A 15,223-nucleotide genomic window follows, 5' to 3' on the forward strand; every position below is an offset into this window, starting at 1 on the left:
GAGTGATTTTATCAGAAACATACGAAAATATGGGATTTTTTTAAAGGACTCCCCATTTTACTTCACTCCCCATAATGGCGAAAATGGGGAGCTCCCCATTTCCGCCATACCAGGGCGATGCATCTTTACCGGAATGGTATGCCGCTGCAGCTGCTCTCTGAATTTATGGGGCATGCGTCACTGGCTTCCACTCAGGTATATGCCTATGCGGATACGGAGATGAAAAGGCTGGCCATTGAAAAATCCAGTCAGACTATGGAGGAAAACATAAGCACCAAACCTGCATGGCAGACTGATGAAGAAATGATCAGGAAACTATATGGTTTAGAGTAAAAACTTATTCCGATGCTATTTGCATAAACAATAGTAGGAACCATGAAGTTTCGATAGCATCGGAATAACTAAAACATCGGGATAACTTTTGTAATTCCGATATCGGAATTACAAAAGTCCCTTGATGCGGTCTGTGCGCCTCCCGCAGAAAAGATAGAGTGTATCCGGGATATATGGCCTGTTCCCGGTCTGTGTTTCCACGAGTGCCGCCAGCCGGTCCATGCCGGCGCGCAGATCCGTGTAGCCGCAGACAATGTATACGGCTTTAAAGCAGGCGGCGTCATTGAGCATCCCGCACCACCTTAAGGACTGCCGCAAGCAGCGGCATGGGTGTGGATTCTGTTACATGGATGGAAAGACCGTTTACAGAAACAGAAAGCCCCGGCCGTGTATCTGTATCGTCTTGCGTTTCCTGATGCAGGAGGCAGGAGGTAACCGGGACGATCTGCTGAACCGGAGTCTCCGGCGGAAGGTTTTCCAGGCACACCTGCCTTACACGGCGCAGCCTGTAATAGTAGTTCGCTTTCGTAATGCCGTGGCTGGCACACCAATCAACGACACTCATGCCTGCGGGCCGGTTCTGGCATTCCCTGATCTGCTCTGCCCACTCTTTCAAACGGTATTGTACAGCTGCTGTTGTTGCTGAGTTCATAGACTTACCTCCGTATAACGGTATCAAAAGTTAAGGCTTAACTTTTAATACTGATGATAGAAATATAGTCTATTGTCACACACTTTGCCCTTACAGTCGAGGTATGCATTATCTACCGTTTACCAATGAAATGCAGCAGTATTAAAAAAAGTGGCTGATAAAACATTTAGCCAGAACCTTAAAGAATTAGAAGCCGATGGTTTGATTGTCCGTGGGGCATACCCTCAGATACCTTCTAAAGTTGAATATTCCTTAAAAGTGATCGGGGGCGTTCCCTTGTTAAGGTACTTGATAAGTTGTGCGATTGGGGAAATAAAAACAAAAGATGACCCTGCATATATAACGGGCCATAACTGGATCGTATTTTAGCAATCGATATGGCCCTTTTTTCCTTATTATTAAACTATGGCTTTCTATATGGTTTTCCACAACACAGTGTTATAATAAATCGTGCCGTTAATCTTTATCTGGCTGCTGTCCATTGTGAGCTAACCATTTACACTCCGTTATATCCATATGCGTGAAGATCGCTTTAAAGGAAGAGTTTTCAGGACTACATGCATATATGCCAAAGCTGATTGAATCGGCGGCATCCCACATATGACATATTCTCATCTGCGAAAAGTGCATCCCATCTTCAGAACACTCAATGCAAAAATCATCTTCCCTTCGGCTTATGCGATACCACATAGACTTGATGGATGCGTCAATTGCTGTTGTTGCCCAGTCTGAGTACCCATGATTCGTTACAACGCTCCCCAAATGCTGAAAATTATCATTCTCGTATTCGGCAGAGGCTTTCAGCCAATTGTCACTGTCCAGATAAATCACAACACCGCACTGGTCGAAACGGTGTTTGCTATCAAATTTTGTCTTAACAATAAATGAAAAATATTTTTCAGATGTTTTCATCTGTAATACAGGCGCATTGTCATTTCTAAAATGATAATATGTCCTTTGCCATAAATCGGTGTATGGCTTTGTAATTATCTCAATTTTATTGTCTTTAATATCATAACCGCCAGGTTCTCTTGTCCATTTTAATTTTGTTACATCAAACATTGCTGTCTCTCCTATCTGTATTGCGATTTATAACCATAATTATAAGATGTTTACCATAAGAATACAATTTCTGATAGAATTTTTACAAAAAAATCTGCTTCTATTGTCATATAGCATTTCTCCATTGAATGGATTGTATTCTTCGTTTTATTTTAGAAGCAGAAGGTTTGCTGTTAGTTTTATTATACCATACGCTTCTCTGTAATTCTAAGAAAATACATCTAAGGATAGAGTATAATTCCCTCTTTTCCAACAATACTACATATCCCTAAATTCTCACTCATAAGAGGTTTTTGAAAAATGAGGATAATATATAGTTGAAAAGCGAGTAAAAAACAGTCAGTCTGAGTGTCTGACAGAAAGATGCGAATAACGCTCTGAATTCCGGTAAACCAGTACAGCATTGCATAAATAACAGTGAATTCAGCACCTGCTCTTTGCGCAATGATGTAATAGTATACCCCACACTGATTAACCGTACATTTCGCTGGTCTAAATTTCCATCTGCCGCGTTGAAATGATGTTTTCGTTTTGGAGTATGCTTAAAAATACCCTAAAATCCTCCAGCCTGATAAGCCCGCGCAATTACATAGGACGGCTCAAAGTATGCGCTGCGATTATAGTTATCAATAGAATTGCAAATATCATGATTATAAATTCTGAAAATTCCCTGCACATAATCTTCATTTTGTAAAGTGGTATTCCGTATCAGCCTTTGACAGACCTTTCCCAATCTGAATGGCGGCAGGAGGACAGGACACTAATTCCCTGTCAGTGTCCACAATGTCATAACTGCCATTCTGGAGATGGTACTCTTTAATCCATGAATCTTCCACATCAGAAGGATTCTCTGCATGAAGAACATTTGCAACACTAATGAGGTGGTACATGGCATTAGGCATTAACGACATACTGATTCTTTTGATGTAATCTTCTGGCAACGCGCTCAATCATATAGCAGATAAAAAACAAGTCATTACTTTGAATATCCTCATCGGGGAGATACCGGTTTTTCTTAACTTAATACTCCCTTCAAAACGTAATGTCTGCAGAGCAGGTTCAGTACAAAAAACAATTTGATGCGTTGGGTATTTAAATTTGACCAATTCCCAAAATGCAGCCCTGGAGACAGCGCCGTCTACAAAATCTTCCACATAATCCCATATCTGCTCATCTGCCAGTGGCCCTTCTACAATATCATAAGGATGCTCAATCCCCCTTCTGCAGTTGACAGCGAGCTGCAGCCATTCTTCTGTCATTTGATTAAACGTGCAAATGTTCAGGCTGTCCGCCTGGGTATAGCGGTATATATTTACAACCGATTCTCCGCGTTTTGTCAGCGCCCAGCGTCTGGCCTGCTTTTCCAGCGCGGTACAGTAAAAAACATATCCGAAGTCTTTATAATGGCCGTTTATCATGATCTGAGGCTGTTCTACAATGACATTACTTCCGTGATAATATGATGTACATTCATTTATGTTTTCCTTGAATTAAAGATTCGGCAGTTTCGTATTCCCAGGGCTTCCATCTGTAAATGATATTGTTTCCGGAATACGTATCTTTCTTATCAGTTTACAGCTATCTTTACATATTGTCAAACTTAAATTACGAATTGACATTCCCGCCCGTTTGTGTTATTTTTATAACAGCAATTAAATAATTTCTTCGGGGCGGGGTGTGATTCCCCACCGGCGGTAAAAGTCCGCGAACCGCGAGAGCGGTGGATCCGGTGTGATTCCGGAACCGACAGTACAGTCTGGATGAGAGAAGAAGCGAGCGTCAGAGGACGGACGATGAGCCGCAGGGCCTTTTATATGGCCGGCAGTGGTTTTTCCCGGAGTCTGATCCATATGAAGTCCAATCTCAGGCCCCCCGAAGCCTGAGATTTTTTATGCACACGGGCAGGGAATTATGCTTTCGCTGCCCGGCATCAGAAGGGAGAGAGAAACATGAAGACAAAATGGAGTGTTCAGAAGCTGATTTATACGGGTATGCTTGCGGCGCTGGCCGGGGCGCTGATGTCGCTGGAGTTTTCGGTTCCGCTTATGCCGCCGTTTTACAAGATTGATTTCAGCGACGTTCCCTCGATTGTGGCCGTATTTTTGCTGGGGCCGGTGTCGGGAGCCTGCGTGGAGATTATTAAGATTTTGATTAAGATGATCTCCGTGGGGACGAATTCGATGTATGTGGGCGAGCTTTCCAACCTGATCGGCGTGGCCCTGTTTGTGATTCCTTTGTGGTTTATCTATCAGAAGCGCGGCGCTACGAGGCGGGCCGGCGTGGAGGCGTTAGCGTGCAGCGTTGTGATCCGGACGGCGTTTGCGTGCTTCTGCAATGCATGTATTACGCTTCCGCTGTATGCCGCGGCTATGGGAGTGCCGCTGGACGAAGTGGTCCGCATGGTCGGGGCCGTAAACCCGGCGATCCATGATTTGACCGGATTTATTATACTGGCAACGGTACCGTTTAATATTATTAAGATTGGAATAAATTACACGATCGGACATCTGCTTTACACCCGTCTGCTGGCTGCCAGAATTGTGGCAAAGACCGTGTAGGGCGCGTCAGGAAGAACAGGTTTTGCAAGGAGGAACGGTTCCCGGTTATCGTGACGGCTGCATGAGGAGGAGGCAGACTATGATTCGCAATTACCGCGATCTGACCCGCTGGGAGATGGAGCGGGTGGATAAGGAGGAGACGATTGTACTGATTCCGCTTGGCGCGCTGGAGCAGCATGGAAACCAGGCGCCTCTGGGAACGGATGATATCATCGCAGAGGCGATGGTTAAGGAGATAGAGAAGGCGCTGGAGGCGGAAGGGGAGACGGATTTCCCGATGCTTGTGTTTCCGGTGATTCCGGTGGGGCTGAGCACAGAGCATAAGAATTTCTGCGGTTCGGTTACGTTCCGGCCGGACACCTATTATCACATGCTGTATGATATCAGCGTGAGCCTGGCGCATCACGGCTTTAAGAAACTGGCGTTTCTGGTGTGCCACGGCGGCAATGCGCCGATTGTCCAGGTACTGAGCCGCGAGCTGCGCAGTGAGCTTGGCATTTCACCCTTTATCCTGTCAGCAGGAGCGTTCGGGCATCCGGATGTGCTGGCGACGGTGTCAGAGGGGAATATCTGGGATTTCCATGGCGGGGAGATGGAGACATCCATGGTCATGGCAGTAGATGAGAGCCTGGTAAAGCTGGAGCTTTCAGAAGCCGGCATTCCCGCGGCATTTGAACACAATGAAGCGCTGAAGCCGTATGGAAATGTGTCGATAGGCTGGGTTTCCGAGGACTGGAGGACAAAAGACGGGAAGCCGATCGGGATCGGCGGGGATCCTGCCGGGGCCGCAGCTTCAAAGGGCAGGATTATCCTGGAGACAAGCGCAAAGGTGTTGATTCCGGGGCTTAAAGAGATCAGGAAGTGGAAGGGGTAGAGTGATGCTGCGGGCAGATTTTCATACGCATACAACGTTTTGCGACGGAAGGAATACGCCCAAAGAGATGGCAGAGGCCGCTTATCAGAAGGGTTTTACGGATTTTGGCATATCAGGCCATGCGGACTTCTCGTTCTGCGATCCCGGCTTTGGGATGGGGGACAGCGCGTTTGAGGAGTATAAACGCGAGCTGTACCGCCTGCGCGAAGCGTATGCAGGGCGGATGAACCTCTATATCGGGGTCGAGCTGGACTGCCTGGGGCCCAGGCAGGAGGCGGACTATGCGATTGGTTCCACGCACTGTGTCTTAAAAAACGGAGAATATGTGTGTGTGGACGATACGGAGGAACGGCTTTCGGAAGCGGTTATGCGTCTCTGGGGCGGGGACTGGTATGCGTTTGTGAGGGACTATTTTGAGACAGAGGCCCGGGTTTTTGAAAAGACCGGCTGCGACTGGATAGGGCATTTTGATCTGCTGACAAAGTTCAACAGGGGAGGCCGGTATTTTGACGAAAACAGCGATGATTTTCTGGAGCCGGCTCTCGCGGCGATGAAGCGCCTGAACAGGGAGGGACTTCCGTTTGAGATCAATACAGGGGCCATTTCCAGAGGATACCGGGACGAACCGTATCCGTCGGGCATTCTTCTGAGGGAGTTAAACCTCATGGGAGGGCGGATTCTGATTAATTCGGACAGCCACAGCAGGGAAACGATCGGATATGGCTTTGATAAGGCGCTTCAGGCCGCGTGGGAGAGCGGCTTTAGGCAGATACTGGTTCTGACCCCGGGAGGAAGCTTCCGGGAGCTGAATATTCTGGATCTGGGGCGCGCCTGAAAAATCATCCCTGCCGTACGCGCGCCCCGTTTCGCGCTATATGCGGGAAAAATCATTAGAAAGTAATATTTTGGAATCGTATAATCTACAATCCTGACTGTAAAAATGTCAGGATTTTTATATTTTCAGTCAATCTATTTATAGCTTTTTTCCCTTTGTCTGTTTACAATGAAGGCAGCCGTTCAGATGGGCGGGAAGATGTTTTTCGTCCGAACGGTTACCAGTCAGGACCACCGTTTAAGCCGTCCCGGCCGTTTTCAGGCGGGCGCGTTATGTGCGGCCATGAACTGTTTCAGCGGCTGCTTGCAGGAGATAAGGAGGAAAATGTTATATGAGCTATATGGATCGGATCGAATATATGAAAAAACGGGTGGTTCACACCATGCCGGAGATGGATCTGGAGAATGCGCGGATCCTGACAGAGAGTTTTAAGGAGACGGGAGGAGAACCCTTATGCATCCGCAAGGCAAAGGCATTCAGGAAACAGTGCCGTGAAAAAACGGTTAAGATCTGGGAAAAGGAGCTGATCGTGGGCTGCCCGGGCAGCAAGATGCGCGGCGGGATCCTCTGCGCCGATACATGCTGGTCGATTCTGGATGAAGAGCTGGATACCATTAGCACAAGGAAATATGATCCGTTTTACCTGCGCCCGGAAGACCGGGAGATGTTTTTAAATGTGATTAAGCCATACTGGGAGGGGCGTTCCACGTATGAGGCATGGCTTAAGCAGATCCCGGAGGACTGCAGGAAGCTCCGCGACGCGGGCCAGGTGTATATTAACCGCAAGGCCGTGCGCGGCTGGGGAGAGACGACGGCGGGCTACCGCCAGATCATTGAGGAAGGCATTGAGTCGATCTGCAGTACGATCCGCGGGCGGATGGAAAGGCTTGACGAGACGGTTCCGGGCGATATTGAAAAGATGAATTATCTGAGGGCCATGCTGATCTGTGCGGAAGGCATCTGCGGCCTTGCAGAGCGCTATGCGGATGAGGCGGAGCGCCTGGCCGGGCAGGAGAAGGACGGGGGAAGGCGCGCGGAGCTTCTTTCGATCGCGTCCGCGTGCCGCCATGTGCCGAGATATCCGGCGAGAACATTTCAGGAAGCGTTACAGTCCCTCTATCTCTACCAGATCAGTATTTTTATGGAGCAGAATGCGGCCAGCTACAATCCGGGGCGCATGGATCAGTATCTCTACCCGTATTTTAAAGCCGATTTGGAGAAAGGCATCCTGACAGAGGAAAAGGCTCAGGAGCTTTTGGACTGCCTGTGGATCAAATTTTCGGAGCCCTGCCTGTTCCAGGACGCGGTGACCGCGGAATTTGCGGCCGGCTATCCCATGTTCCAGAATGTCTGCGTGGGCGGCGTGACGACAACCGGACAGGACGCGGTAAATGATTTATCGTATCTGATCCTGCAGGCGACCATGGATGTGAGGCTGTATCAGCCGTCCCTGTCCGTGCGCTACAGCCTGGCGAAAAACCCGAACCGCTTCCTGCGCAAGGTGGTGGAGCTGATCCGCCTGGGAACCGGCTTTCCGGCCTTTCACAATGACGATGTCGGCATCCGTATGGTGATGAACAAGGGGATCCCGCTTCGGGAAGCCTTTGACTGGAACCCCTGCGGCTGTGTGGAGACGAACCTTGAGGGCAGGCTGCGTCATTACACCGCGCTGGCGGATATCAATCTGGGAGGCATGATCGAATTTGCCATGACGAACGGCGTAAACCGCAAGAGCGGCGGGAAGGTGTCAGCGGAAACCGGGGATCCCGCATCCTTTAAAACGTATGAGGAGTTTAAGGAGGCGGTAAAAGCCCAGATCCGCTATGCAGTCCGCGCCGTGGTGAAAGGGAGCCATGTGATTGACGATGTGTGCATGGATCGCATCGTGCCCGCGCTCTCCCTTTCCTTCCGCGAGTGCATTGAAAAGTGTAAGGATTATGCCTGGGGCGGGGCGAAATATAATTCCGGAAACGGCATTATCCTGATCGGCGCAGCGGATCTGATCAACAGCATGGCGGCCGTAAAGAAGCTGGTTTATGACACGGGAGAGGTTCCCATGGAAACGCTGGTAAAGGCCCTGGACGCTGATTTTGCAGGCTTTGAGGAGGTGCAGAAGCTCTGTCAGGACGCGCCGAAGTACGGAAATGATGACGAGACGGTTGACGCGATCGCGGGCGAGATGTTTACGTTCATCGCGGATGAGATTGAGGGCTACAGGAGTAAATTCGGAACCATGACGCCCGGAATCCTTCCGGTATCCGGCAATACGCCGTTCGGCCTGGAGGTGGGCGCGCTTCCCTATGGAAGAAACGCCTGGAGGCCGCTTGCGGACGGCGTCAGCCCCAATGGCGGCACGGACGTCAACGGGCCGGGCGCGGTGCTGAAATCCGTTTCCCGCCTGCCGCATGACCGGTTTGTGCAGGGAACCCTTTTAAATATGAAGGTAGAGCCTGAGATGTTAAACAGTGAGAATGGAATCACGCAGATGATGGCGCTGTTAAAAAGCATGTGCAGCCTTGGCGTGTTCCACGTGCAGTTTAATGTGATCAACCGCGAGACGCTTCTTGAGGCGCAGAAGACGCCGGACGATTACAGAGGGCTTCTGGTGCGAGTGGCCGGCTACACGGCGTATTTTACAGAGCTGGGGCGGGATGTCCAGGATGAGATTATCGGAAGGACGGAGCAGAAGGCGCTTTATGGCTGTAGCTGCGGCTGATTTTCCGCCAGGCGCACCCAATATTAATCAATGTACGCCCCGCGTACGCCTCATAAATTTGTGCGCATCTGAAAAAAAGTCATCTCACAAAATCAGGCGCGGCGAGATTCCGGGAGTACATATGCTGAAAAAAGGAGTGAGGACAATGTATATCAGTGAAATAACCGATCAGGCCCCTGCGGATGCAGGAGGGGCGCTGGAGACGAAAGTCTATGAAACGCTTCACAAGCTGAATATCCCTTTTCAGCGCGTGGATAATGATCCCGTGGAGGCAATGGAAGAGTGCGGGGAGATAGGCGAACGGCTGGGCGCTGAGATCCGAAAAACGATTGTGCTGTGCAACCGGAAGAAAACGCTGTTCTATCTGTGCGTCCTTCCGGCCGGTAAGCATTTTGATACCAAAACCTTCTGTGAGAGGACCGGGGCGCCCAGAGTATCCTTTGCCTCCGGGAAAAGCATGCAGGCAAAGCTGGGAGTATCGCCCGGAAGCGCGACCATTATGGGCGTGCTCAATGATCCGGATCGGGCGGTTCAGGTGGTGATTGATAAAGAAGTGGCAGAGGCCGAATGGTTTGCCTGCAATCCGGGGGCCAATACGGCGCATATCCGCGTGAAAACGGAACAGCTCCTTTCCGTATTTCTTCCCCATGTGTCGCACAGGGCCATGATTGTCCCGCTGTAGGCAGGGAGAGGGGGGAATTATGGAAAAGAAACGGAATCAGACAGGCCGTGTGCTCCGGATTGAGCGCTCGTCCATGCACGACGGGGACGGGCTCCGGAGCGTTGTATTTTTAAAGGGCTGCCCCTTAAGCTGCCTGTGGTGTTCCACGCCGGAATCGCAGCACAGCGGGTATGAGATCGGCTTTAGGGCCGGACAGTGTACGGGCTGCGGCAGATGCGCCGCCGCCTGCCCGGCCGGGGCGCTCCGCATAGAGGACGGCGTCCCTGTGCGCGATGTAAAACAGTGCCTCCTCTGCTTTGCGTGTGAAAAAACATGCCCGAACCATGCCTGGCAGCGATACGGAATGGATATGGATGCGGATACGCTGGTAAAGGAGATTGCAAAGGATGAAATCTTTTTCTTTCACTCCGGCGGCGGCGTGACCTTCAGCGGCGGGGAACCGCTTAAACAGGCCGGTTTTGTGGCAGAGGCCATGAGGGAGTGCCGCGCCAGCGGCATTCATACCGCGATGGAGACAAGCTTGTTTGCGGGCTGGGAGCAGGTGGAGGCTGTGCTGCCTCATCTGGATTTTCTGTTTGCGGATCTGAAGCTGATGGACGGGGAGCGCCACCGCGCGGCCACAGGCGTGGATAACCGGCTGATCCTGGAGAATATAAAACGGATCGACGAAGCCCCTTATCCGCTTTCCATCCATGTCCGGATTCCGGTGATACCGGGGGTGAATGATGATCTGGAAAATTTAAGGCGGACTGTGGAATTCTGTGATCCGCTGAGACGGGTGGAGGAGATCGAGCTCCTGCCGTACCACCGCCTGGGGATGGAGACGTACCGCAATTTAAAGCTGGATTACCGGCTGGAAGGAACCGTGAGCCCGTCTCCGGAGGAGATGAGGGAGCTTGAGAAGGAGATGAACCGCGTGTCCGGGCGTGTGAGAGTGCGCGTGGGCGGATGAATGATTATATATCTGATTCAAAGAAGGAATCCTGCTTTTGGCGGGGTTCTTTTTTATGCGCAGGGGAGCGTTAAGGAAATTAGCAGCTTTGCAGCATGCACCGCGCACGGGCAGGGAAAGATGGCTCTTCCCTGCCCGATTGCGCAGGCCCGCACAGCGGGGAAGGGAAGCAGTCATTCGCTGTCAGGTTTCCATATCTAGAGCGTGTTTGAAAATTCATTCCTGGCATCTGCACGCGCCACTTCGCGGTATATTTGGGCCAAATTCACTTAACGCAGCCCGCTGCGCCGCGTTCATTTGGCCCAAATCTCCCACAAAGTGGAACGCACATCTGACAGAAAGCATTTTTCAAACACGCTCTAGGCTTTTTGTTCTAAAGTTATTAAGATTTTGTAAATACAAAAGTTGGAAAATAAATTTTTGAAAAGATATTGTATAATTCAAAATAATGTGGTAATATATCAACAAGATATCTAAGATATATTTATCCCGCACCGGTCAGGCGCCAGACCGGCGGGAACGAGAAATCCAGATCCCGATAAACGATGACAGCGCAGCAGAAAGGAATAGAAAAGATGAGCGAGAAAATCAGATTTGGCATTATCGGCGGCGGTATGGCAGGCCCGTTAAACGCAGGGGCGCTCCGCGACATTCCGGAGGCAGAGGTCGTAGCGTTTTGCGATGTAAAGGAGGACGTGGCCGAATCATTTGCCAGAGAGTATAATATCCCGTCCTATTACACAAATTATAAAGACATGATTGCCCGCGACGATATTGACGCAGTCTGTGTGGTGACGCCTCCGTTCTTACACGAGCAGATGGTTGTGGACTGTGCGAAGGCCGGCAAGCACGTGATGTGCGAGAAGCCGATTGCCGTGGACTGCAATGCGGCGGATCGGATGATTGCGGCCTGTAAGGAGGCGGGCGTAAAGTTCGGCGTGATTTTCATGTACCGTTTCATGGATCAGGCGCAGATGATTAAGAAAGCGCTGGACGAGGGCCGTTTGGGAAAGCTTCTGTCCGTGGACTGCTCCGGCAAGTGTTTCCGCAGCGATGAGTATTACGCATCCGGCGCATGGCGCGGAACCTGGAAGGGCGAGGGCGGCGGTTCCCTTATCAGCCAGACCGTTCATTTCATTGACCTGATGCTGTACCTCGTAGGAGACGTGGAGCGGCTGACCGGCAATTATATGACAACCCTGCATCCTGATATCGAGGTGGACGATGTGGCGAACGCGGTATTTAAGTTTAAGAACGGCGCGCTCGGAAGCCTTATCAGCAGCACGGCGGTCCGTCCCGGTTATCCGAGGCATATTGAGATCCACGGTGAGAAGGGCACCATCAAGATCGTGGAGGAAGAGATTGTGGAGTGGAAGGTAGAAGGCATGAACGAGGACGACTACCTGACCAAGGTGAAGGCGGATTCCGGAGACACGGCGACAGGAGCCGGCTATGTGGCGACCGAGAACCACAGAAGGCAGCTCACAGATTTTATCCATGCCATTAAAGAAAACCGCGAGCCGATGGTGGACGGCGCGGAAGGAAAGAGGACGCTGGAATTCATCCGCGCCATTTATCAGTCCGGTGATCTGGGCAGGGAGGTGACCTTCCCGATCGCGGAAGATGAGAAGTACGGGAAGAAGACGGAGTGGTAATACGGATATTGACAGTACGGGCGGCGGGCGGGAAAAGCCTTGTTTGAACTGCCGCATACGGACGGAAAGGGCAGCCGTTCAGGCTGTCTGAACGGTTAGAAAGGGTAACAGTTCAGACAGGTCTGCGCACCTGCTGCGCTGACCGTACGAAAACGCAGCGGCAGCAGGCATCTGCCTCATCGCGAAGAGATTTTCATGGGCAGATGCCGTAACAGTTCAGCTTGTCTGAACAGTTGCTGGAAAGGAGAAGATATGGAAAAGAAGATGTACACAGAGGTTCTTAACAAAGTCAGAAACGATTATGCCGTAAGAAATATTGATAAACTCGAGGCCGCTATCAAGGCAGGCGACATGGACAGGGCATTGGAGCTGCATAAGCTCAATGTGGAGAAAAAGACGGGCTTCCATCATTTTGCGGTGCGCTGGGTAAACCAGACATTGAGAAACTTTAAGAAATGGGCGCCGGACGAGGCGATCTTTGAATGTATGGAGGATTACGCGCTCTGGTGCTACCCGCCCTGCCTGCAGGACTGGATGGCGAAATTTAAAGCAGGAGAAGCTACATACAAAGACTTCCCGATGGAAGATTTCTTAGAAAACCGCGCTGTTCTCTGGTCAGCCCTCCACGACAACGCGGATCAGATTTGGGAAGAGGATGAGGAGAAGATCACCTTCACGCTGCAGAGATGCAACAGCGGCGGATGGCTGGTGACAGAATGCACCGATACGGTTCAGACGCTCGACAAGGCGGAGCCGCGCTGCTACGGCAAGGAAGGCTTCCAGTGCTACTGCTTAAACTGCACTACGATGTGGGAGTTTGGATGGTATAAGTGGTTTGGATGGCCATTATTTATCATGGACGTTCCGGCTATCGGCAGCGACGGGAAGTGCGTGATGGTGATGTACAAGGATCCGAAGGATATTCCGGATTCCTACTATGAGAGAACGGGTCTGGAGAGGAAAATTTAAAATTTCCAAAAACGCGGCAGGGGTGTAAGAGAAGCAAAGAGGCTGATCAGGCGAGACAGGCAGAAAGGCTTGATCAGCCTTTATCAAAGAGGAGTGGAGAGGGAATGACAGTAATTAATATTATCAGGAAAATCAATGAAGCGGCGGTTATCATCGTACTTGCCCTGCTGTCAACCTTTGTGGTTGCCCAGGTGGTCTGCAGGTATGCGCTGGGAGCGCCGCTTACCTGGTCAGAGGAGCTCGCCAGATACATGCAGATCTGGATGGTGATGCTGGGCTCTGCAGTGATGATGCGAAAGGGCGGCCATCTGGCCATTGATCTCGTGACAGCATCGCTTCCGGAACGCATAAAAAAAGCGACGGATTTTATCGTTTTTGTATCTATAATCGTATTTTTTTCAATTGTATGTTACCAGGGTATTTTTCTGACGATTAATGCGGGGAGACAGACCTCGCCGGCTCTGAATATGCCGATGTCCTATGTATATGCGTCTCTTCCGGTGGGCGGCGCGCTGATTCTGATGGAAACCGTTATCCGCTTTATCGGCTTTTTAAAGGGCGGTTTTCGCGGGGCGGCGCAGCCTGAGGCAGAGGCAAAAGCTTAGAAAGGGGGTTATACCAGGGATGATTGCGACATTGTTTTTAGGGATTCTGTTTTTCTTTCTGATCGGAACGCCCATCGCGGTTGGCCTGGGGCTTGGGACCACGATTTCCATTATCCTGGACGGAAATTTTCCGCTGGTCCTGGTTCCGCAGCGCATGTTTACAGGGCTTGACAGTTGGCCTATCATGGCGATCCCGCTGTTTATGTTTGCCGGAAACCTGATGGACGAGGGCGGGCTGTCCCAGAAGATCGTCGAATTTGCGGAAGCCTGGGTGGGCTGGCTCAAAGGAAGCCTGGCCATGGTATGCGTGCTGGCCTCCATGGTATTTGCCGGAATCTCCGGATCCTCCACGGCGGACACGGCGGCTGTGGGCGCGATTCTGATGCCGGCCATGAGGGAAAAGGGATACGACATGCGGTTCGCATCCGTCCTGCAGGCCGGGGCGGGCGCTATCGGGCCAATCATTCCGCCCAGTATCCTGATGGTTCTGATCGGCTATTCCACCAATACCTCTGTCGGACAGCTCTTTATGTGCGGCATAATTCCCGGAATTCTGGTGGGAGTATCCCTGATGGTCTATTCCTATATCCACGCCTCCCGCAGAGGCTCCGCCTATGTGTCCACGGCTCCGTTTGATTTTAAGACGGCCATGAAAAAGACCTGGATCGCCCTGCCGGGCATCGGGCTCCCGTTTATCATCATTTTCGGCATTGTGGGCGGCGTATTCACCGCGACAGAGGGCGCGGGGATCGCGGTGCTGTACGGCCTAATCGTGGCCCTGTTTGTATATAAGGAAATCACGGTCAAAGATCTGCCGCGGCTTTTGTTAAAGTCGGCGGAAAGCGCGAGCATGATCATCATCATCACAGCCGCGGCCTATATCTTCTCGTGGTTTATAACCGCCAGGCAGATTCCGCAGCTTCTGGTGACGTTTATGAACACCTATATCCACAGCCGGTTCCTGTTCCTGATTTTCTTAAATATCATTTTATTTATCATCGGTATGTTCATGGAAAGCTTTACGGCCATCATTGTACTGATGCCGATTCTGTTCCCGGTTGCCGCGAGCTTCGGGATCAGCCCGCTGCATTTTGGGACGATTGTATGCGTAAACTTAGCGATCGGTTATGTGACGCCGCCTTACGGAGCAACCCTGTTCGTGTCATGCGGCCTGACCGGAAAATCCATCAAGGAGGTGGTTCCCTTCTGCTTCCCGGTCATCGCGTCCATGCTGGTGGCGCTCATCATCGTTACCTATTTTCCGGGCCTTTATATGTGGCTTCCCAACCTGGTGAAATAGAGTAACCGTGTGTGTAAACTATTTTAGAAT

Annotated in this window: 15 protein-coding genes, 2 pseudogenes and 1 riboswitch; of the genes and pseudogenes, 13 read left to right on the forward strand and 4 right to left on the reverse strand. The window is 50.9% G+C overall.

Going from position 1 to position 15,223, the window contains the following annotated elements; all coding sequences use genetic code 11:
- Positions 1-108: 108 nt before the first annotated feature.
- Positions 109-333 (forward strand): annotated as a pseudogene (locus tag NFS31_RS22580) (tyrosine-type recombinase/integrase); the annotation flags it as partial.
- A gap of 108 nt (positions 334-441) precedes the next feature.
- Here NFS31_RS22580 and tnpB read toward each other — a convergent pair.
- Together tnpB and tnpA are read right to left on the reverse strand one after the other, a co-directional pair.
- Positions 442-624: a transposase gene (tnpB, locus tag NFS31_RS22585; RefSeq protein WP_251500279.1), complete on the reverse strand. Its 183-nt coding sequence runs from the start codon at positions 622-624 to the stop codon at positions 442-444.
- Complete coding sequence (gene tnpA / locus NFS31_RS22590; protein WP_251500281.1) at positions 614-985, reverse strand: IS66 family insertion sequence element accessory protein TnpA; 372 nt, start codon at positions 983-985, stop codon at positions 614-616. The genes tnpB and tnpA overlap by 11 nt, the downstream gene beginning before the upstream one ends.
- Positions 986-1,126: 141 nt before the next feature.
- Here tnpA and NFS31_RS28055 point away from each other — a divergent pair.
- A pseudogene (locus NFS31_RS28055) lies at positions 1,127-1,314 on the forward strand (winged helix-turn-helix transcriptional regulator); the annotation flags it as partial.
- Positions 1,315-1,441: 127 nt separating this feature from the next.
- Here NFS31_RS28055 and NFS31_RS22600 read toward each other — a convergent pair.
- Both NFS31_RS22600 and NFS31_RS22610 read right to left on the reverse strand, forming a co-directional pair.
- Entirely contained in the window at positions 1,442-2,047 is a 606-nt protein-coding gene (locus tag NFS31_RS22600; RefSeq protein WP_251500284.1) for a DUF1349 domain-containing protein, read from the reverse strand.
- 950 nt (positions 2,048-2,997) lie between these two features.
- A complete protein-coding gene (locus tag NFS31_RS22610) occupies positions 2,998-3,525 on the reverse strand; it encodes a DUF3990 domain-containing protein (protein ID WP_275563922.1) in 528 nt (175 codons plus the stop codon).
- A gap of 179 nt (positions 3,526-3,704) precedes the next feature.
- Positions 3,705-3,823, forward strand: a riboswitch (FMN riboswitch).
- 173 nt (positions 3,824-3,996) lie between these two features.
- Here NFS31_RS22610 and NFS31_RS22615 point away from each other — a divergent pair.
- From NFS31_RS22615 to NFS31_RS22660, 11 genes are all read left to right on the forward strand, one after another.
- Positions 3,997-4,605: an ECF transporter S component gene (locus NFS31_RS22615; protein WP_251500291.1), complete on the forward strand. Its 609-nt coding sequence runs from the start codon at positions 3,997-3,999 to the stop codon at positions 4,603-4,605.
- 79 nt (positions 4,606-4,684) lie between these two features.
- Positions 4,685-5,479 carry a creatininase family protein gene (locus NFS31_RS22620; protein WP_251500295.1) on the forward strand — a complete coding sequence of 265 codons (795 nt, stop codon included), beginning with the start codon at positions 4,685-4,687 and terminating at the stop codon, positions 5,477-5,479.
- Between the two features lie 4 nt (positions 5,480-5,483).
- Positions 5,484-6,314 (forward strand): histidinol-phosphatase, encoded by an 831-nt coding sequence (locus NFS31_RS22625; protein ID WP_251500297.1) that lies wholly within the window; start codon positions 5,484-5,486, stop codon positions 6,312-6,314.
- A 331-nt stretch (positions 6,315-6,645) separates the two neighbouring features.
- Complete coding sequence (locus tag NFS31_RS22630) at positions 6,646-9,030, forward strand: glycyl radical protein (RefSeq protein ID WP_251500300.1); 2,385 nt, start codon at positions 6,646-6,648, stop codon at positions 9,028-9,030.
- Positions 9,031-9,175: 145 nt separating this feature from the next.
- The gene (locus NFS31_RS22635; RefSeq protein WP_251500303.1) at positions 9,176-9,712 is read left to right on the forward strand and encodes a prolyl-tRNA synthetase associated domain-containing protein; all 537 of its coding nucleotides are present in this window, start codon (positions 9,176-9,178) and stop codon (positions 9,710-9,712) included.
- 19 nt (positions 9,713-9,731) lie between these two features.
- Positions 9,732-10,664: a glycyl-radical enzyme activating protein gene (locus tag NFS31_RS22640; RefSeq protein WP_251500305.1), complete on the forward strand. Its 933-nt coding sequence runs from the start codon at positions 9,732-9,734 to the stop codon at positions 10,662-10,664.
- A gap of 55 nt (positions 10,665-10,719) precedes the next feature.
- A complete protein-coding gene (locus tag NFS31_RS28410) occupies positions 10,720-11,088 on the forward strand; it encodes a DUF6783 domain-containing protein (protein WP_416389497.1) in 369 nt (122 codons plus the stop codon).
- 151 nt (positions 11,089-11,239) lie between these two features.
- Positions 11,240-12,319, forward strand: a complete 1,080-nt coding sequence (locus NFS31_RS22645) for a Gfo/Idh/MocA family protein (RefSeq protein ID WP_251500309.1) — start codon at positions 11,240-11,242, stop codon at positions 12,317-12,319.
- A gap of 252 nt (positions 12,320-12,571) precedes the next feature.
- Complete coding sequence (locus NFS31_RS22650; RefSeq protein WP_251500313.1) at positions 12,572-13,288, forward strand: hypothetical protein; 717 nt, start codon at positions 12,572-12,574, stop codon at positions 13,286-13,288.
- A 104-nt stretch (positions 13,289-13,392) separates the two neighbouring features.
- Positions 13,393-13,893 carry a TRAP transporter small permease gene (locus NFS31_RS22655; protein WP_251500317.1) on the forward strand — a complete coding sequence of 167 codons (501 nt, stop codon included), beginning with the start codon at positions 13,393-13,395 and terminating at the stop codon, positions 13,891-13,893.
- A gap of 19 nt (positions 13,894-13,912) precedes the next feature.
- Positions 13,913-15,193 (forward strand): TRAP transporter large permease, encoded by a 1,281-nt coding sequence (locus tag NFS31_RS22660; RefSeq protein ID WP_251500320.1) that lies wholly within the window; start codon positions 13,913-13,915, stop codon positions 15,191-15,193.
- The last annotated feature ends 30 nt before the right edge of the window (positions 15,194-15,223 follow it).

Source organism: Otoolea muris (genome assembly GCF_943193115.1).
Lineage (GTDB): Bacteria > Bacillota > Clostridia > Lachnospirales > Lachnospiraceae > Otoolea > Otoolea muris.